Consider the following 17,980-nt stretch of genomic DNA (forward strand, 5'->3'; position numbering starts at 1 on the left):
CCTCAAGGGGTGATTGTCAGGCCAAGTTGATTGGCCGCCTTTACCGCGCACGCGTCGTCCTGCTCGGCACCGCCGGCACCGGCAATGCCAAGCGCGCCTACCAGTTCAGTGTCGGCGAACAGCGGCACGCCGCCCCCGAGCAACAGCAATTCGGACAAGCTGTTAAGGTTGGCGGCCTCTGGGTTGTTGCGCGCACGCTCGGCAAACAACCGAGTGGGGGTTTTAGTCGACAACGCCGTGTACGCTTTGCGTTGGCTGGCGATGCTGTTGTGTGGACCTACGCCATCGGCCCGCAGGCTCAGCAATGGATTACCGCCCCGGTCGAGTACGGTAAGTGCCGCCGTGCACTGCGCCAGGCTGGCGTCTGCCAGTTGGCGTGCGGTGTGCAAATCCAGGTCGGCGTGGCGCGGCAGCGGTGGTGCTGCCAGGACGCTGGCGCTGATGGCGAAGCTCAAGAACAAGGTATTGCGGTACATGGGAACGGCTCCAGAAAGCAGGCCGTTACCTTAGCCAGCGGTCTCGCTCAAAAGCCGAACAATTCGATTACAGGTTTGTAATGAACCAAGAGGTAGGCATGCAGGTGTTGTTAGTGGAAGATCAGCCGAAATTGGCGCAACTTATGGCCCAGGGCTTGAGTGAGGCCGGCTTCGCAGTAGAAGTCGCAGCCAATGGCATGGCAGCTCAGCGGTTTGTGGAAAGCACTGACTATGACTTGGTGATCCTGGATGTAATGTTGCCGGGTTTGAATGCCTGGAGGTTGCAGCAGTCGATTCGCAAGAAGGGCGAGACGCCGGTGTTGTTCTTGACGACCCCGGAAGGAATCGAGGACCGTCTGCGCGAGTTGGAACTGCATGAGGATGATTACTTGCTCAAGCCGTTTGAAGCCAAGGCCTTGGTGGCGCGGGTGAAGAAGTTGTTGCGGCGTGACCGTGGGCGCTGATTGATCCGGCATCTTCAATACCTGGACCACCGCCATCGCAGGCAAGCCAGCTCCCACATTTGGAATGCATTCCCTGTAGGAGCCGGGCTTGCCCGCGATGGGGCCATCACGAACACCGCAAATCCACCTACCGCAACCCATCCCTGAACTGCCCCGGCGTCATCCCCGTCCAGCGCTTGAACGCGCGGTTGAAACTGCTGGTATCAGCAAACCCCAGCAAATGACTGATTTCCGCCAATGAGCATTGCGGATCCCGCAAATGCAGCAACGCCAAATTCTCCCGGCACTCATTGAGCAACGCATCAAACCGGCAGCCTTCATCCGCCAGATGGCGTTGCAGGCTGCGCAGGCTCAGGTGCAGCGCCTGCGCAACCCGCTCGGCGCTGGGTTCGCCGTCCGGCAACTGCGCTTCGATCACCCGGCGAACCTTGCGCTCCCAGGTCAGCGGTTGCAGTTGAGCGAGGGTGCGCTTGAGCACAGTTTCGTTGTGCTCGGCCAACTCGGGGTTGGCGTCGTCCAGGTGGCTGTCGAAATCCTGGGCGGCGAACTCCAGGCGGTCTTCCTCAGCGCCGAAAAACACCGGCGCGCGAAATACTGTGTGCCATGGCTTGGGATCGGCCGGTTCCGGCCTTCGCAGGTACACCGCCAGCGGCGCGTATTCGCGCCCCAGGCGATTGCGACAGGTACGCACATAGATCGCCGCAAACGCATCGATGGCCTCGAACGCTGGCGCTGGGTTTCCCGGTAGTTGCAGCAAGCGGAACCGATAGCGTTCGCCGTCGCCGCTCAGCTCCAGGCTCAAGGCATCGCTGACCACCTGGTGATAGCGCACGATGCGCTCGAACACTTCCCGCAAGCTGCCACTGGCCACCAGCGCATAGCCCAGCGCATGAAACGTGGTGGGGCTGACGAACCGCGACACCCGCAGACCAATCGCCGGGTCGCCGCTGGCCTGCACCGCCAGCGCCCACAAACGCGTGGTCGCTGACAGCGGATAGCGCGCGTTGGGATCGTCCATCTGCTGCGGGTCGAGCCCGGCTTCCAGGCACAGCGCGGCGCTGTCGAGGCCCAGGGCGTCGAGTTGCTTGCGCAGGGCGCGGGTCCAGCTGGCGAGGGAGGTGGGTTCGGTCATGGCGATTGGCGCTTGCGGTCAACAGGTTGGCGTGCGTGGCTGATGCCCTGGCGGACCGCTTGGGCCAGGATGCATCCATCAATAACCAGAGGATGGAAGCATGGACGGTACTTCTGCAAGTCCCCAGCAGATGAACGCACAACAGCGCTCGGCGCATATCCGTGAAGTGGTGCTGGCCGAGGGCGTGCGCCTGCGCCAGCAGCACCCTTGGCTGCTGCATCAAGACGCGTTGGGCGCGGGCATCCTGGCGTTTGCCTTGGCGGGCATGATTGGCTGCGCAGCGCTCTACATCAGCGGGCATATGGCCTGGTGGGTGTGCCTGCTGCTCAACGCGTTCCTGGCTTCACTGACCCACGAGCTGGAACACGACCTGATCCACAGCATGTACTTTCGCAAGCAGCGTGTGCCTCACAACCTGATGATGGGCCTGGTATGGCTGGCGCGGCCCAGTACGATCAACCCGTGGGTGCGCCGGCACCTGCACCTCAACCATCACAAGGTCTCCGGCACCGAAACCGACATGGAAGAGCGCGCGATCACCAACGGCGAGCCCTGGGGTTTTGCGCGGTTGCTGATGGTAGGCGATAACGTCATGTCGGCCTTCATCCGCATCCTGCGGGCCAGGACCTGGACGCACAAACTGACGATTCTCAAGCGCTCGCTGCTGGTGTATGCACCGCTGGCACTGCTGCATTGGGGCGCGTGGTATGTGTTCCTTGGCTTTCATGCCGCCAATGGCATTGCCAGTCTGCTCGGTGCGCCTATCGAGTGGTCAGCCGGCACCGTGCAGATGATGCAGGTGATTGATATCGCTGCCGTGGTGATCATCGGCCCCAACGTGCTGCGTACCTTTTGCCTGCACTTTGTCAGCTCCAACATGCACTACTACGGCGATGTGGAACTGGGCAATGTGATCCAGCAGACCCAAGTGTTGAACCCCTGGTGGATGTGGCCTCTGCAGGCGTTCTGCTTCAACTTCGGCAGCACCCATGGCATTCACCATTTTGTGGTGAAGGAACCGTTCTACATCCGCCAGATGACCGCCAAGGTGGCGCATAAGGTCATGGCTGAGATGGGCGTGCGTTTCAATGACTTCGGGACGTTTGCGCGGGCCAATCGGCTGGAGCCGCAAGCGCGCACAAACGCGGGGCTCAATCCGGCTGAAACGGTGACGCGCTGAGTATTACGCCGGTTTCGTCCACGTATTGCTGCCAATGGTCGATAAGCGTGGCCAGTTTGTCCGGGTGACGCTGGGCCAGGTCGTGGATCTCGCCGGGATCCTGGCCCAGGTCATAGAGCTGCCATGTCGCCGGGCCCACCGGGCCTGGGATGTACACGGCTTTCCACCGGCCCTGGCGAATGGCCCGGCGCCCGAACAGCTCCCAGCCGGTGACGGTGTGCTCATCGTGCACCTCGGCGGTTTCACCTGACAGGAAGCCCAGCCACGACTTGCCCCGCAGTGGCGCCACCGGCTTGCCGCGCCATTGTTGGCCCGGATGGCGCACACCGGCCAGGTCCAGGAGCGTCGGCGTGATGTCCATCACTGTGCCAAACCCATGGCTGATCCGGCCTTCAAGCGTCAGCCGAGGGTAGTGCATCAGTGCCGGCACCCGAATCCCGCCTTCGGTGGTAAATGCTTTGAACAGCCGTGACGGGGCGGTTGCCACTTGAGCCCACGAGGGGCCGTACCAGACGTAGGAGTTGGCCCGCCCGATGTTCTCCAGGCTGTTGTCGTAGTGCTGGTTGAGGTAGGTCAGCAGCTCGGGGCCGAACTTGGGAAAGGCTTCCAGCAGCGCACCTTCAGCGCCGTTGTCGGACATGAACACGATGAACGTGTTATCCAGTTGACCCTGCTGGCGCAGGTACTCCACCACCCGGCCGATGTTCCAGTCCATGCGCTCGACCATGGCCGCATACACTTCCATCGCCCGCGCCGACACTTGGCGCTGTGTCTCGGTAAGGCCGGCCCATTGGGCACTCAATCCGATCAGTGGATGGGGTTCGACATCCGCGTCGATCAGCCCCAGGGTCTTGAGCTTTTCCAGGCGTTCCAGGCGCAGCACCTCGGGTCCGGCGTCGTAGCGGCCACGGTATTTGTCGACGATCTCGGCGGGAGCCTGCAACGGCCAGTGCGGGGCGGAGAATGGCAGGTAAGCGAAGAACGGTCGCGCCTGGTCGCGCTCCCTGAGGTATTGCAGCAACTTGTCGCCAAAAGCGTCGGATGAATAGAAATGTTCAGGCAGTCGCTCGACGAAAGTGTCGTCTTCGATATACAGCGCAGGCGTGGATTTGAGCAGGCCGGGCGTCGTCTCGTCGTAGGGCGGTTCGAAGCCATAGTGGTTGGCCGCGCCGGGCAACAGCGCGAAGGAGCGTTCGAAACCCCGCGCGTGGGGCGCCAGTTCGGCGGTCAGGCCCAAGTGCCATTTGCCGCTCATCAGGGTTTGGTAGCCGGCCTCGCGCAGCAGCTCCGGCAAGGCCACGACCTTATCGTTCAGGTAGCCCTCATAGCCGGGCTTGCCGATCAGCTCGGGTGTGAGGGCCTCGGCCATGGTGCCAATGCCGGCGATATGGTGGTCGGTGCCGGTCAGTAGCATCGAGCGGGTCGGCGAGCAGGTGGGCGCGGTGTGGAAGTCGGTCAGGCGCAGGCCGTTCAGGGCCAGGGCGTCCAGGTGTGGTGTGGCGATTTCCCCGCCAAAGGCGCCGAGGTCGGAAAAGCCCAGGTCATCGGCCAGTATCACGAGAAAATTGGGACGTTGCGGCATCAAGGCACTCCTCATTCAGCAGGCAATAAAGGCCAGGGGCAGGTTGCGGATCTGTTCGCGCACAGGGGGCTGGTAATGGTCATCGTTGGTCAGTTCGTGCAACAGCTCCTCACGTAATTGATGGAACTCGAAACTGCTGCGTTGGCGCGGATGGGGCAGGGTGACTTGCACCACTTGTTTGATCCGGCCTGGCCTTGGCTCCATCACCACGACGCGGTCGGCGAGGAAGATCGCTTCTTCCACGTCGTGGGTCACCAGCACTGTCGTGATTCTGGCGCGGGCACGAATCGCCAGTAGTTCATCCTGCATCTGCTGGCGTGTCAGCGCATCTAGGGCGCCGAATGGCTCGTCCAGCAGCAGGATACGTGGGCTGGCCACCAGGCCGCGGGCAATTGCCACGCGTTGCGCCATGCCGCCGGAGAGCTGATGGGGGTAGGCACGCGTAAAGTCGGCCAGGCCGACCAGCTCGATAAAATCATGGACCCGTTGGCTGCGCTCGGCGTCGCCTGATGGTTCGTTGACCAGCCCCAGCCCAATGTTTTGCTCCACGGTCAGCCAGGGAAACAAGCGGTGTTCCTGGAACACAATGCCGCGCTCACGGCCGATGCCACTGACGGCTTTGCCGTCCACCTCGATCTGGCCGCGGAACTGTGTGTCCAGGCCCACCAGCAGGCGCAACAGGGTGGATTTGCCGCACCCGCTGGAACCGACAATCGCGACGAATTCGCCTTCGGCAATCTCCAGGTTGAATTCACGGATGGCTTCCAGCTCGACACCGTCGACGTCAAAGCTCTTGCCCACATGGTTGAAGCGGACGATAGGTGCGTTCATGCGTGTCTCCAGCGGGTAGCGCGGGTTTCGATGCGTTGGCCGATAAGGTTGAGGGCGGCGCCAGTGAGGCCGACCAGAAGCATGCCGCTCATGATCAGGTCCATGCGCAGCAACTGTTGAGCGCCGATCATCAGGCTGCCGATGCCGCCGTTGGAGGGCATGAAATACTCAGCGCCGATGGTGCCCAGCCAGGCATAGATCAGGCTCAGGCGCAGGCCGGCGAAAATCCCCGTCGCAGCGCCGGGCAACACCAGGCGCCGCAGGCGCTGGAACAGGTTCAGGCGCAGCACCTGCGCCGCCTCGCGCAGTTGGGGTGACAGGTTCAATACGCTGCGCTGGGTGGCGATAAATAACGGGAAGAACGCGGCGAGGGCGATAAACACCCCCTTGGCCAACTCGCCCAGTCCGAACCACGCGGTGAGCAACGGTACCCAGGCGAAGATCGCAATCTGGCGCAGCGCAGACAGCGTCGGCCCGAGTACGCGCTCGCTGCGCCGCGACAATCCCAGCCACAGGCCCATGGCAAACCCCAGGCTGGTGCCGAGGATCAAGCCGCCCAGCGTACGGCCCAGGCTTTTGCCCAGGGCACCGGACAGGCTGCCATCCAGCACGCCCGTCACGGTGGTGTGCAGGACTGTCCATGGGCTGACCAGAATGTTCGCATCCACCCAATCCTGCTGGGTTGCCAGTTGCCATAACGCCAGCAACAGCAGCGGCAACAGCCAAGGCTGCAGGCGTTGCCAGCCTTGATAGCGGGGGCCCTGAGGAATCTGTGCCGTCGCCGGATGGGGCCAGTGCACCCATTTGCGGTCCAGCCAGCCGATGCCGCGATCCATCACCACGCCCAACACGCCGATCACCACGATGCACACGAAAACGATATCGAGCATGAACAACTGGCGAGCCCATACCATCAAGTAACCAATGCCTTCGCTGGACGCCAACAACTCCACGGCCAGCAATGAGGTCCAGCCGGCGGCCAGCGCGAGGCGTACGCCGGCCATGAACGCGGGGAGCGCGGCCGGCAGGATCAGCCGACGAATCAGCAGGTGAGTGGGCAGGCGCAGCACGCGGGCGGCTTCACGCAGGTGGGGCTGGGCATCGCGCACGCCGACCAGTACATGCAGGGTGACGGGCACTACGATTGCCTTCACCAGCACCACCAGCTTCAAGGTTTCGCCGATGCCGAAAAACACCATGAACAGGGGGATCCAGGCCAGTGTTGGCACTTGCGCCAAAGCGCTGAACGTGGGGAATACCACGCGCTCGACACGGGCGCTGAACCCCAGCAGGGCACCCAGCAACGCCCCGGCGCCGATGCCCGCCAGGAGCCCCCAGAACAAGCGCTGAACACTGATTGCCAGGTGAGCCCACAACTCGCCACCGGCCAATTCCACAGCGCTGCTCCACACCAGTGAGGGTGGTGGCAGAATCTGCTCGCTCATCCAGTGATTGTGGCTGGCCAGCCACCACAGCGCGAACAGCGCCAAGGGCAACAGCCAGGGCAATAACCGTTCTCCCAGTTTTGGCCAGCGGTGCGCCCGATCATGACGGGGAGCGGCCAGAGGCAGGCTCAACAGTGATATTCGGGCCATGGAGGACCTCCGTTGTCGCCGATGGCGTTATGTGATTTTGATCTTACAAAAACGCAATCAAGATGATTGAGGGATAAGAAAATGCATTTAATGCCTCAGCCGGGCACGCATCCAATGCATTCGGAGAATATTTTCAATGCTATTCATGCATAGGCCCCAAGGGTCGGCGTTTTAAGCCTTATAGTTCTAAAAGCTATTAAATTGTGCATTTATAGTATTTAAAGTTTTGTGTGGGTTGTGCCTACTTTCTGCTCCCGGACGACCGTCGCCCACAGGAGCTGCGCTTATGAAACTGCCCTTTAAACGCTTGATTGCATTGTTCGCGGGTACTGCCCTGGCCGGTTGGGTCCAGGCCGCCGAACTCAAGGAAATCCGCATTGCCGTACCCGACCTCAGCGCGGGGAGCCAGCACAGTGGTGGTGGTATCACGGATGTGTTGCGCGACCAGCAGATCTTCGAGAAAGCCTTTGCCGACCAAGGCATCAAGATCCAGTGGAATTACTTCAAGGGCGCAGGACCGGTGATCAACGAGGCCTTCGCCAACGGTCAACTGGACCTGGCCTACCTGGGCGACCTGGCGGCGATCATCGGTCGCTCCAATGGCTTGGACACCCGCCTGCTCAGTGCTTCGGCACGCGGCGTCAAACAGTATCTGGGCGTGGTTCCCGGCTCTGGCATCAAGACCCTGCAGGACCTCAAGGGCAAGCGCGTTGCGGTGTTTCGCGGCACGGCCACTCAACTCTCGTTCGACAGCGCCCTGGCCAGCCAGGGCCTGAGTGAAAAAGACCTGAAAGTAATCAACCTGGATTTCAGCGCCGCGAGCGCCGCCCTGGCTGCCAGGCAGATCGATGCCACTTGGGGCAGTTCTAGCCTCAGTGCGCTGCAGGCCAAGGGCTTGGCCGAATTGCCACTGACCACCAAGGACCTCGGCGGCGCTGGCAGCATCCAGGCTGTATTGGTGGGCAGTGGCAAGTTCGTCGATGAGCACCCCGATGTCGTGGTCAAGTTGCTCAAGGCCCAGCAGCAAGCGGTGCAGTGGTTGACCGATGACAACAACAAGCAAGCCTATATCGACCTGGTGTCGGGGCTGGCCAGTTACCCACCGATCATCCTCAGCAATGACCTGAAAAACGAGAAGCTCAGCGAGCTGTTCCCCTCGACCCTCGACCCGGTGTTCCTCGGCAAATTGCAGGAGTCGGTAGACCTGGCGACCAAGGAGCGGCTGATTCGCAAGTCCTTCCAGGTCAGTGACTGGGTGGCGCCGAATCTGCAGGCGGCGGGTCTCTAAGCGACGTCAGACCGCCACGCTCACGTCTTGGCGGTCGACTTGTACCAGCGTCTCGATCATTGCCTTCGCCGCCGGCGACAGGCGCGAGCCGGTGCGGCTGACCACCCCGCACCGCGCACTCATGGTGTCCATGTTCTGCGGCAGGTTGCGCCAGTGCAGCACCACCAGGGAGCCACGGGCGATGTCTTCGGCAAATGCTTCTTCGGTGCCTACGCCAATGGCATTGGACTGCAGCACGATCTTCACCAGCGCCGGGAAGTGCTCGGTCTGGATGCTGGGTGAAAAGTCCATGCGCCCGCTGAGGTTCGCCAGCAGTTTGCGAATGCCCTGGGAGATCAGCGGCGACGCCAGCGGATAGTCGAACATGTCGTTGGTCGACAGGCTGTCCTTGGCCAGCAGCGGGTGGCCCGGACGGCAAAAAAATACACCACGCTTGGGGCTCAGTGCGCGGGTCTGGAAGTTTGGATCGTTTTCGAACTGGCGGATGTCGGCAATGAAGAACTCGATTTCTTCGCGGCTCAGAGCGCGGCTAAGTTTTTCCCAGTTATCCACCTGGAAACTGGTCCGGATCTTCGGGTGTGCAGTGATAAAGCGCGCCACCGCATCGGGTACCAGTTTCACCGCGGGCGCCGGTCCGGTGCCGAAGCGCAGGTCGCCGGCATCGAGCTTGGTCATGCGGGTGACTTCACTGCTCAGCAAGGCGGCACCGTGCACCAGGCTCAGCGCATGTTGCAGCACTACCTGGCCCTCGGGAGTGGGGCGCAAGTCCTTGTTGCCACGGTCCACCAATACGCAGCCGAACTCATGTTCCAGGCTTTGGATACTGCGGCTGAACGCGGGTTGGGTGATGCCCATGGCGTCCGCGGCACGCACAAAACTGCGGTGTTCGTTGAGGGCGATGAAATAGCGCAGTTGGCGAAGATCCATATGCTTTCCCGGCATTTTAAAAATAGGTCGAAGGCATTTGCGACCGAGGGAGCTGAGGTTTTAAATGCAAGCTCTTATTCCGTCAACGAAGCATTCATTCATCTACTAGATCAAAATTGCATATGAATAGAGCGTTGTCGGAAAGCGTTCCCACCATCAGGCACATGAGGGTCACCACAATGAGCAATGCCGCATTCGCTGTTCAACCCATCGCCCAAGCGCTGGACATTCACCCCGTCGGCGGGCGCATTGGCGCCGAGATCCGTGGGGTCAGACTGTCCGGCGACCTGGATGCCGCTACCGTCGAGGCCATCCAGCAGGCCCTGGTGCAGTACAAGGTGATCTTCTTCCGCGAGCAGACCCACCTTGATGACCAGAGCCAGGAAGCTTTTGCGCACCTGCTGGGCGAACCGATTGCCCACCCGACCGTACCAGTGCGCGACGGCACCCGTTTCCTGATGGAGCTGGACGGCGGTCGTGGCCAGCGCGCCAACTCCTGGCACACCGACGTGACCTTTGTCGACGCCTACCCCAAGGCTTCGATCCTGCGTTCGGTGCTGGCACCCAGGTCCGGCGGCGACACGGTCTGGGCCAACACATCCAGCGCCTACAATGACCTCAGCGTCGAGCTGCGAGCCCTGGCGGACAACCTGTGGGCGGTGCACAGCAACGAATACGACTACGCCGCGCGCAAGCCGGATGTGTCGGTGGAGACGCTGGAGGAATACCGCAAAGTGTTCACCTCCACTGTCTACGAAACCGAACACCCGGTGGTGCGCGTACATCCGGTCAGCGGCGAGAAAACCTTGTTGCTGGGACACTTCGTCAAGCGCCTCAAAGGATACTCCCAGGCAGATTCGGCGCAGCTGTTCAACCTGTTGCAGAGCTACGTCACCCGCCTGGAAAACACCGTGCGCTGGCGTTGGAGCACCGGTGATGTAGCGATCTGGGACAACCGCGCCACCCAGCATTACGCAGTGGATGACTATGGCACCCAGGAGCGTATCGTGCGCCGGGTCACGCTCAAGGGCGATGTGCCGGTGAGCGTGCACGGGCAGGCCAGCAAGACCACCAAGGGTGTGTGATCACCACACGCCGATCTGCACCACCTTGTCTGTTTCCGGCTCTCCATAACGAAACCGTTGGCCACGCAGATCGATCTCTGTGTGGCTGATGGTGGTGCGCCGCTTCAGGCCGCGCAGCCATTCGAACAGATAGCCCGAATGGGTTTCGCGCACGTCGGCGTACGCCGGGTCGGCCCCCAGGTCATGCAGTTCCTGCGGGTCGTTTTCCAGGTCGAACAGCTGTGGGCGAAAGCCATCGTACGCCAGGTATTTCCAGCGTTCGCTGCGCACCATCGTCATGCGGCAACGGTCGATGGGCTGCTCCAACCGTTCACGGGCCGGGGCCTGGAAGGCGTAGTCGTATTCGGCGATGGCGTAGCGTCGCCAGGCGCTTTGCGTACGGTGCAACAGTGGGATCAGTGAGTGGCCTTCCAGGCGGTGGTCGGCAGCAGGCAGCCCCAGGGCGTCGAGGAAGGTCGGCAGCGCATCAATGGTTTCCACCAGGCGGTCGTCGAATGTGCCACGGCTGGCATCGGCACTGGCGCGTGGGTCGCGCACAATCAACGGGACGCCTACGGCCGGCTCCAGCAGGAATTCTTTCTCCCCGAGGAAATGATCGCCAAGGAAATCGCCATGGTCGCTGGTGAACACGATCAGCGTGTCGTCCCAGCGCCCATTGCTTTGCAGAACATCGAACAGCCGCCCGAGTTGATCGTCGATCTGTTTGATCAGCCCCATGTAGGTCGGGATCACCGTGAGGCGTACCTCGTCACGGGAAAAGTTGAGGCTTTCCTGGTGCTGGCGAAACGCTTGATAAACCGGGTGATCGCTGGGTTGCCCCGGCTGGATGGGCGCCTGGATGTGCTCGGCGCCATACAGCGCGTGGTACGGCGCGGGGGCGATGTAAGGCCAATGCGGCTTGATATAGGACAGGTGCAGGCACCACGGCTGCTCGGCTTGTTCGTGGATAAAGTCGATGGCGCGGTCGGTGGTGTAGACGGTTTCCGAATGCGCCTCGGCTACCCGCGCCGGTAGCCCGGCATTGCGCATGTGCCAGCCGCTGAGTAGCTCACCGTCCTGACCTTCTGCGGCGTTGGCCCAGTCATGCCATGGGTTGGTGCCGTTGTAGCCTTGTTCGCGCAGGTAATGCGTGTAGGGCGCGGACTCGCGCTTGTCGTCGAACAACGGGCTGTCAGGGTAAATCCCGTCGTGACGCATATACGCTTCAAAACCGACCTCGTTCAGTGGCTCGGCCTGGGCGCCGTGGGGGTCGATCTTCAGGCGCTGCAAAGCGTCCAGGTTTGGCGTGGCGTGGGTCTTGCCTACCAGCGCGGTGCGGATACCGTGGGGGCGCAGATAATCGCCGATCGTCAACTCTTCCAACGGCAGTGACACCCCGTTCCAAGCCACTTGGTGGCTGCTGACATAGCGTCCTGTATAGGCCGACATCCGCGACGGTCCGCAAATGGTGCCCTGGGTGTAGGCACGGCCGAATCGCACCCCGGCGGCGGCGAGACGGTCGATATTCGGCGTGTGCAAATGAGCGTGGCCGTAGCACGACAGGTAATCGCGGCGCAGTTGGTCGCACATGATGTACAGCACATTGCGCACAGGTTGTGGTTGAGGCATGAGGGTTTACCGAACGGAGGACAGGGGGCTTTTTTCGTCCTTTGCGCCGGGGCTGGCAAGTGCATTTGGGGACTAGTTTTCATGCAGGCCATGCATGGGCGTTGCTGCAGGCGTTATCGGGGACAAGCCCCCTCCCACACTTGAAATGCATTCAAAATGTGGGAGGGGGCTTGTCCCCGATGGCATCAGTTCAGACAGCGAAATTCTCCAGTGCACACACATCCTCATCCAGCGCATCAATCTCCTTGATCTGCTCGATCATCGCCTCCGCCAGTGGTGATAACCGGTACCCTGCGCGGCTGACGATACCGTAGCGGGTGAAACGCTCCTCCAGGTCTTCGGCGAGTCCGTCGATCTTCAAACACACCAATTCGCCTCGGGCCATGTGCAGCACATCGCTGTTGGCACTGACGATACCAATGGCATCGGAGCGCAATACCACACCCATCAAGCTGTAGCCGTTTTCGCACTCCACATTGGGCAGGTAATCGGGGCGTCCGCTGAGGTCGACGATGACCTTGCGCAGGTTGGGCGGGCGGATCGTCACGGCCAGTGGATAACTCATCAACTCTGCGGCGCTCACGCTCTCGCGACCGGCCAGGGGATGGCCGGCGCGGCAGCAGAAATTCCAGCGGCGTGGACGCAAGCGATGGGTGTGATAGTCAGGGTTGGCTTCGAAGTGACGGGTATCAGCGACAAAGAATTCGAACTCCTCGCTGAGCAGGCGCTTGCCCAGGCTTTGCCAGTCATCTACCTGGAACAGCACGCGTGCCTTCGGGTAGCGCCCGATAAAGTTGCCAATGGCGCGGGGAATCAACCCGGCCGCAGGTGCGGGGCCACACCCAAAGCGCAGCTCACCGGCCTCCAACCCATTGAACTGGCTGATCTCGTTGGCCAGTTGCTGGGCACCGCTGACCAGGCGCCGGGCATGCTCCAGTAGCACCTGGCCTTGTTTGGTGGGCGCCAGGTCCTTGCGACCGCGGTCCACCAGTTGGCAGCCGGCGGCATGTTCCAGGGCCTGGATGCTGCGGCTGAACGCCGATTGCGACAGGTTCACGGTCAACGCCGCCGCCACAAAACTGCGTTGTTCGGCGAGAGCGATGAAGTGGCGGAGCTGGCGCAAATCGATATGCATTTTTCACATCAAAAATATCGGGGAAATGCATTGGCTATGCATTAGGTCGACTCCTTATAAAGGCTATCTCTTATGCAGTAAATGTTCTAAAAAACATAAATAAATAACCTTGGGGAATATGTGTCGATGAGTATTTCCTGGTTACGGAGCCGCTTATGAGTGTGTTCAAGCCCGCTGTACCTTGCTCTTCCTGGAGGCTCAAGCGTCTGCCGCTGGCCTTGTTGCTGGCCGGCAGCGCCAGTTGGTCGTCCAGTCACGCGGCCGAGGTGATCTCCCCTGAACCTGAGGGCGAAAGCGCCAGCGGCCAACTGGAAACCGTCACGGTGACGGCACGCCGTCGTACCGAAAGCGCGCAGGAGGTGCCGACGCCGATGAGCGTGGTTGGCGGCCAGGCACTGGAGAGCCAACGGGTCTACCGCATCCAGGATTTGCAACAACTGGTGCCCAGCGTCAACGTTGCCTACATGCATGCGCGCCAGTCCAGCGTGTCAATCCGTGGCCTGGGCAACAACCCGGCCAGCGATGGCCTGGAAGGCAGCGTGGGGTTGTATATCGACAACGTCTATCTCGGCCGGCCGGGGATGGCGGTGTTCGACCTGATGGACATCGAACAGCTCGAGGTATTGCGCGGCCCCCAGGGTACGTTGTTCGGCAAGAACACCACTGCCGGGGTCATCAATATCAGTACCCGTGCGCCCAGTTTTACCCCGGAGCGCAGCATCGAGACGTCGTTGGGCGAAGATGGCTATTTCCAGACCAAGGGCACGGTTTCCGGCCCGCTCACCGATGATCTGGCGGGACGTTTTTCGGCCTATCGCACGCGCAGCGATGGCGACATCAAGAACGAGCACGACGGCCATGATCTCAATGGTGGTTCACGCCAGGGCTTTCGCGGGCAACTGCTGTACAAGCCGAGCGATACGTTCAACCTGCGCTGGATTGGCGATTACAACGAAGAGGATTCCAGCGCCGGCACCCGCGTGCTCTACAGCACCGGGCCCACGATCAATGGCACCAACCTCTATGAGTCACGCGCTGCGGCGGCTGGCGCAACGCTGGTGGACGGCACCCACCGCAAGGTCAATCTGGACAACGACCAGCATGTCACGGTGTTCCAGGGCGGTACGTCCCTGGAAGCCAACTGGACGCTGCCGAGTGATTTCACCCTGACCTCGGTCAGCGCCTACCGCTGGTGGAATTTCACACCGCGCAATGATGATGGCCTCAATGTGCCGGCGTCCTATAACGCCGGGGTGTCGGTGGAAGATAAGCAGTGGTCCCAGGAGTTTCGCCTGGCTTCGCCGACCGGCGGATTTTTCGATTACGTGCTGGGTGCCTATTACTTCGGTAACTCCCTGGACAACAAGTCCTTCGCCTATTACGGACCCCAGGCCGACATCTGGAACGGCACGGCGACGGGGGCGCTCGCCAACGTGAGCAGTGTGGGCAACGGGCACATCCGCACCGACAGCTTCGCGCTGTTTGCCCAAGGGACCTGGCACCTCACCGAGCGCCTGGATTTCACCGCCGGTCTGCGGGGTACTTATGAAGAGAAAAGCGCCTGGGTGACTCGCAATGCGCCGGTGGGTGGCGCGGCTGTCACGGGCGCGGCCGCTACGGCTCGGCGTGGGCGTGCCGGGGCCTACGACTCCGCAGACCTCAACCAGTACAGCACCAGCCCTTCGGGCCTGCTGAACCTCAGTTACCGCTTCAATGAAAACCTGCTGGGCTATGCGACCCTGTCCCATGGCGAGAAATCCGGTGGGGTCAACCTGGCGGTGGGTTCGGCGCCAACGGCCGGCGCGGATTCGCTGCTGGTCGGCACCGAAAGGGCCAACAACGCTGAACTGGGCTTTAAAAGCACGCTGTGGGACCGACGCCTGCAACTCAATGCCAACCTGTTCTGGACCCAGGTCAATGGCTACCAGACCAACGCCTATGATCAGGACAACCGGGTGCAGTACCTGACCAACGCAGGCTCCGTACGTTCGCGTGGGGTGGAAGTGGAAAGCACCCTGGTTCCCATCAAAGGACTGACGCTGAACGTGAATGGCTCGTTCAACGATGTGAGCTACCTGTCCTACAAGGACGCCCCGTGCCCACCGGAAGTCAGCTTGCGCCCGGGTGCCCCGGCCTCCTGTGACCTGACAGGGCATCAGGTGGTGGGCGCGTCGAAATGGATCGCCAATGCCAATGGCGAGTACAAGTGGAACCTGGACAACGGTCTGGAACCCTACGTCACTGCCAGCTATGCATTCCGCTCCAAGGCCGTGGGGACAGTGGAGGACTCGGACTACGGGCAGATCCCGGCGTACGCGGTGGTGAACGTGTCTACCGGCTTGCGTGGCAACTATCAGCAGGGGCAGTGGGATGTGTCGCTGTGGCTGAAAAACGCCTTCGACAAAACCTACTACACCACCCTTTGGACCGGCGGTAACGGCGGTTATGAAGGCTTGCTGGGCACGCCTCGCACCCTGGGTGTAACCGGTCGCTACGACTTTTAGGCCGGTACGCTGGCGGTGCGATAGGTGGCCGGGCTGAATACGCGGGTCACCACCAGCATCGCCACCGTTGTCACGGTCAGCACCACCCAGGCGCTGACAAAGCTGCCGGTGAGTTCGCGCAGCCAACCGGTCATCCACGGCGAAATCGCGTTGATCAAAAAGCCCACGCCTTGCACGAACGCCGCCAGTTGGCCGGCTTGGCGCGGGTCGCGGTGGTGGTCGAGGGTCAGCAACAGGCTCAGGGCAAAACATGCTCCCAGGCCAAAGCCGCACAGCGCCACCCATAGGTGCGGAAACTGCAACGGCGCGATCAATAGGCCCAGATAGCCGATGGTCTGGGCCAACAGGCTGATCCACAGCAGCGGCCGACGGTCGATCCCGCGTTGTGCCAGCACCGGCATCAACAGCGCGGCGATCACCTGGAAGATGGTCATGAACGCCAGCAATGAACCACTGGGCAACACGGCCCAACCCAGTTGCTGATAGTAGGCCGGCAGCCACGCCACCAGGCTCATGTAGCCGCAGTTCACCAGGCCGAAATACAGCGCCAGCAGCCAGGCACGGCGATTGCGCAGCCCCTTGTAGGCAGGGATGACGTTCGCGTTTTTTGCCGCACCCAGTGGCAACCAGGCCCACAGCAGCAGCGCCGCCAACGCGGGTAACAACCACACACCCAGCCCGGCCTCCCATTGCTGGAAATACGTGGCCGCCACCGGACTGAGCAGCGCCGCCAGGCCGCCGCCGGCCATCAACGAGGCCGAATAAACGCCCATCGCCACCGGCACGCGATGATGGAATTCACGCTTGATCATCGCCGGCACCAACGCCTGGATCAGTGCCACGCCGGCACCGCCAAGCAACGCAGTCACCAGCAATGTCGATCCTTGGCCCATCAGCCAGCGGGCCAGGCACGCCAACAGGATCATCATGAGGCCCAGGGCGATGCCGCGTCGTTCCCCCAGCTGCGCTTCAACACGCACGCCCACCAGCGCCACCAGGCCCATGCACACCACGGGAAGGCTGGTGAGCAGGGCGCTGCTCTGGAAGCTCAGGCCGGTGGCCAGGCGGATTTCGCCGAGCAACGGGCTGATGGAACTGAGGATCGGCCGCAGGTTCAGGCCCAGGACCACCAGCAGGCCCCAGCCGGCGAACCGGCCTGCGGTTGAGGAGTTAAGCGACATGCAGAACCTGCGGAGTGTGCAAATGAGGCGTGAAGTATCCACAGTCGCCGAGGTATTCTGAAATTAAATATAACCATGCCTACCAGTGGCAAATGGAATGGTAAGCACGATGTTCGATCCGGTGTTGTTGCGCAGCTTTGTCGCCGTGGTGGACTGCGGCAATTTCACCCGCGCGGCAGAGCGCCTGCACTTGACCCAGTCCACCGTCAGCCAGCAGATCCGCCGCCTGGAAGAGGCGGTGGCGTGCCAGTTGCTGGATCGCGACCAACGTCGTGTGGTGGCGACGGCGGAAGGCGAGCGCCTCCTGGCCTATGCGCGGCGCATCCTCGCGTTACATGAGGAAGCCGCCGACGTATTGATCAACCAGCAAAGCGACGGCGTGCTGCGCCTCGGTGTGCCGGAAGACTTCGCTGCCGAACGCCTGATGCCTCTGTTATCGGCCTTTGTGCTGGCGTACCCCAGGGTGCGCCTGGAGGTCACCAGCGGTCTTGGCCCCGAGTTGCAGCGCCAGTACCGTAGCGGTGAGTTCGACGTATTGCTGGTCAAGCAGATGGGCGACAGCGACGACTGCCTGGCCTCATGGCCAGAGCCGTTGTGTTGGGTGGACAGCCGCAGTACGCCATCCCTGGGGCGCGACCCTTTGCCGTTGGTGGCCTTTCCGGTGGGGGGCCTGTACCGCAATGAAATGCTGCAACATCTGGAAGTGGGGGGCTGGCGCTGGCGCATCGGTTACTCCAGCGCGAGCCTGGCCAGTGTGTGTTCGGCGGTGGCGGCGGGGTTGGGTATCAGTCTGTTACCCCGGCGTGTGGTGCAGGCCGGGCATGTCGTATTGGGCGCGGACAGCGGTTTGCCTGCGGTGCAGGGCGTGCGGCTGGCGTTGTACGGACGCACTGGCCTCGGCGCGGCGGGGCAGAGCCTGCAACGCCAATTGCTGGATTTGTGTGCTAACAGCTCAGCCTGAACGATGCCTTTGCCGAATATTTTTTATGCCC

Annotated in this window: 15 protein-coding genes; 6 read left to right on the forward strand and 9 right to left on the reverse strand. The window is 61.8% G+C overall.

The window, feature by feature from the left end; translation table 11 throughout:
• Positions 1 to 2 precede the first annotated feature (2 nt).
• Entirely contained in the window at positions 3 to 476 is a 474-nt protein-coding gene (locus K5K89_RS01840) for a GlcG/HbpS family heme-binding protein (RefSeq protein ID WP_093121803.1), read from the reverse strand.
• 98 nt (positions 477 to 574) lie between these two features.
• On the opposite strand from K5K89_RS01840, the gene K5K89_RS01845 reads away from it, so the two are divergent.
• The gene (locus tag K5K89_RS01845; protein ID WP_071489770.1) at positions 575 to 940 is read left to right on the forward strand and encodes a response regulator; all 366 of its coding nucleotides are present in this window, start codon (positions 575 to 577) and stop codon (positions 938 to 940) included.
• 127 nt (positions 941 to 1,067) lie between these two features.
• Here K5K89_RS01845 and K5K89_RS01850 read toward each other — a convergent pair whose 3' ends face one another.
• Positions 1,068 to 2,072 (reverse strand): AraC family transcriptional regulator, encoded by a 1,005-nt coding sequence (locus K5K89_RS01850; RefSeq protein ID WP_222540753.1) that lies wholly within the window; start codon positions 2,070 to 2,072, stop codon positions 1,068 to 1,070.
• A 100-nt stretch (positions 2,073 to 2,172) separates the two neighbouring features.
• Between K5K89_RS01850 and K5K89_RS01855 the strand changes: the two genes are divergently transcribed.
• Positions 2,173 to 3,252: a fatty acid desaturase gene (locus K5K89_RS01855; RefSeq protein ID WP_222540754.1), complete on the forward strand. Its 1,080-nt coding sequence runs from the start codon at positions 2,173 to 2,175 to the stop codon at positions 3,250 to 3,252.
• Here K5K89_RS01855 and K5K89_RS01860 read toward each other — a convergent pair.
• From K5K89_RS01860 to K5K89_RS01870, 3 genes are read right to left on the reverse strand one after another with little or no spacing between them, the layout of a single operon-like run.
• Complete coding sequence (locus tag K5K89_RS01860; RefSeq protein WP_222540755.1) at positions 3,224 to 4,834, reverse strand: arylsulfatase; 1,611 nt, start codon at positions 4,832 to 4,834, stop codon at positions 3,224 to 3,226. The two genes, K5K89_RS01855 and K5K89_RS01860, sit on opposite strands and share 29 nt — an antisense overlap.
• Before the next feature lie 15 nt (positions 4,835 to 4,849).
• Positions 4,850 to 5,665: an ABC transporter ATP-binding protein gene (locus K5K89_RS01865; RefSeq protein WP_222540756.1), complete on the reverse strand. Its 816-nt coding sequence runs from the start codon at positions 5,663 to 5,665 to the stop codon at positions 4,850 to 4,852.
• Complete coding sequence (locus K5K89_RS01870) at positions 5,662 to 7,260, reverse strand: ABC transporter permease (protein WP_093121785.1); 1,599 nt, start codon at positions 7,258 to 7,260, stop codon at positions 5,662 to 5,664. Before K5K89_RS01870 ends, K5K89_RS01865 begins: the two co-directional genes overlap by 4 nt.
• A 286-nt stretch (positions 7,261 to 7,546) precedes the next feature.
• Here K5K89_RS01870 and K5K89_RS01875 point away from each other — a divergent pair, with 286 nt between their 5' ends.
• Positions 7,547 to 8,548 (forward strand): ABC transporter substrate-binding protein, encoded by a 1,002-nt coding sequence (locus tag K5K89_RS01875; protein ID WP_092248652.1) that lies wholly within the window; start codon positions 7,547 to 7,549, stop codon positions 8,546 to 8,548.
• A gap of 6 nt (positions 8,549 to 8,554) precedes the next feature.
• On the opposite strand, the gene K5K89_RS01880 is transcribed toward K5K89_RS01875, so the two are convergent.
• On the reverse strand, positions 8,555 to 9,475 hold the full coding sequence (locus K5K89_RS01880; RefSeq protein ID WP_071489777.1) for a LysR family transcriptional regulator: 921 nt from the start codon (positions 9,473 to 9,475) through the stop codon (positions 8,555 to 8,557).
• 179 nt (positions 9,476 to 9,654) lie between these two features.
• On the opposite strand from K5K89_RS01880, the gene K5K89_RS01885 reads away from it, so the two are divergent.
• On the forward strand, positions 9,655 to 10,560 hold the full coding sequence (locus K5K89_RS01885) for a TauD/TfdA dioxygenase family protein (RefSeq protein WP_092248649.1): 906 nt from the start codon (positions 9,655 to 9,657) through the stop codon (positions 10,558 to 10,560).
• Here K5K89_RS01885 and K5K89_RS01890 read toward each other — a convergent pair whose 3' ends face one another.
• On the reverse strand, positions 10,561 to 12,168 hold the full coding sequence (locus K5K89_RS01890) for an alkaline phosphatase family protein (protein WP_222540757.1): 1,608 nt from the start codon (positions 12,166 to 12,168) through the stop codon (positions 10,561 to 10,563).
• A 190-nt stretch (positions 12,169 to 12,358) separates the two neighbouring features.
• Positions 12,359 to 13,303, reverse strand: coding sequence for a LysR family transcriptional regulator (locus tag K5K89_RS01895; RefSeq protein ID WP_222540758.1), 945 nt, complete (start codon positions 13,301 to 13,303; stop codon positions 12,359 to 12,361).
• Between the two features lie 155 nt (positions 13,304 to 13,458).
• Here K5K89_RS01895 and K5K89_RS01900 point away from each other — a divergent pair, with 155 nt between their 5' ends.
• On the forward strand, positions 13,459 to 15,807 hold the full coding sequence (locus tag K5K89_RS01900; protein ID WP_071489781.1) for a TonB-dependent receptor: 2,349 nt from the start codon (positions 13,459 to 13,461) through the stop codon (positions 15,805 to 15,807).
• Here K5K89_RS01900 and K5K89_RS01905 read toward each other — a convergent pair.
• Positions 15,804 to 16,988 (reverse strand): CynX/NimT family MFS transporter, encoded by a 1,185-nt coding sequence (locus K5K89_RS01905; RefSeq protein WP_222540759.1) that lies wholly within the window; start codon positions 16,986 to 16,988, stop codon positions 15,804 to 15,806. The two genes, K5K89_RS01900 and K5K89_RS01905, sit on opposite strands and share 4 nt — an antisense overlap.
• 109 nt (positions 16,989 to 17,097) lie before the next feature.
• Between K5K89_RS01905 and K5K89_RS01910 the strand changes: the two genes are divergently transcribed.
• The gene (locus K5K89_RS01910; RefSeq protein WP_222541670.1) at positions 17,098 to 17,949 is read left to right on the forward strand and encodes a LysR family transcriptional regulator; all 852 of its coding nucleotides are present in this window, start codon (positions 17,098 to 17,100) and stop codon (positions 17,947 to 17,949) included.
• Positions 17,950 to 17,980 lie beyond the last annotated feature (31 nt).

It is taken from the genome of Pseudomonas sp. DR208 (assembly GCF_019823005.1).
Taxonomy (GTDB): domain Bacteria; phylum Pseudomonadota; class Gammaproteobacteria; order Pseudomonadales; family Pseudomonadaceae; genus Aquipseudomonas; species Aquipseudomonas extremorientalis.

What these genes read in the sequence shown, in the direction of transcription:
- K5K89_RS01840 (WP_093121803.1), bottom strand. Translation starts at nt 476, where the DNA reads ATGTACCGCAATACCTTGTTCTTGAGCTTCGCCATCAGCGCCAGCGTC.
- K5K89_RS01845 (WP_071489770.1), top strand. Translation starts at nt 575, where the DNA reads ATGCAGGTGTTGTTAGTGGAAGATCAGCCGAAATTGGCGCAACTTATG.
- K5K89_RS01850 (WP_222540753.1), bottom strand. Translation starts at nt 2,072, where the DNA reads ATGACCGAACCCACCTCCCTCGCCAGCTGGACCCGCGCCCTGCGCAAG.
- K5K89_RS01855 (WP_222540754.1), top strand. Translation starts at nt 2,173, where the DNA reads ATGGACGGTACTTCTGCAAGTCCCCAGCAGATGAACGCACAACAGCGC.
- K5K89_RS01860 (WP_222540755.1), bottom strand. Translation starts at nt 4,834, where the DNA reads ATGCCGCAACGTCCCAATTTTCTCGTGATACTGGCCGATGACCTGGGC.
- K5K89_RS01865 (WP_222540756.1), bottom strand. Translation starts at nt 5,665, where the DNA reads ATGAACGCACCTATCGTCCGCTTCAACCATGTGGGCAAGAGCTTTGAC.
- K5K89_RS01870 (WP_093121785.1), bottom strand. Translation starts at nt 7,260, where the DNA reads ATGGCCCGAATATCACTGTTGAGCCTGCCTCTGGCCGCTCCCCGTCAT.
- K5K89_RS01875 (WP_092248652.1), top strand. Translation starts at nt 7,547, where the DNA reads ATGAAACTGCCCTTTAAACGCTTGATTGCATTGTTCGCGGGTACTGCC.
- K5K89_RS01880 (WP_071489777.1), bottom strand. Translation starts at nt 9,475, where the DNA reads ATGGATCTTCGCCAACTGCGCTATTTCATCGCCCTCAACGAACACCGC.
- K5K89_RS01885 (WP_092248649.1), top strand. Translation starts at nt 9,655, where the DNA reads ATGAGCAATGCCGCATTCGCTGTTCAACCCATCGCCCAAGCGCTGGAC.
- K5K89_RS01890 (WP_222540757.1), bottom strand. Translation starts at nt 12,168, where the DNA reads ATGCCTCAACCACAACCTGTGCGCAATGTGCTGTACATCATGTGCGAC.
- K5K89_RS01895 (WP_222540758.1), bottom strand. Translation starts at nt 13,303, where the DNA reads ATGCATATCGATTTGCGCCAGCTCCGCCACTTCATCGCTCTCGCCGAA.
- K5K89_RS01900 (WP_071489781.1), top strand. Translation starts at nt 13,459, where the DNA reads ATGAGTGTGTTCAAGCCCGCTGTACCTTGCTCTTCCTGGAGGCTCAAG.
- K5K89_RS01905 (WP_222540759.1), bottom strand. Translation starts at nt 16,988, where the DNA reads ATGTCGCTTAACTCCTCAACCGCAGGCCGGTTCGCCGGCTGGGGCCTG.
- K5K89_RS01910 (WP_222541670.1), top strand. Translation starts at nt 17,098, where the DNA reads ATGTTCGATCCGGTGTTGTTGCGCAGCTTTGTCGCCGTGGTGGACTGC.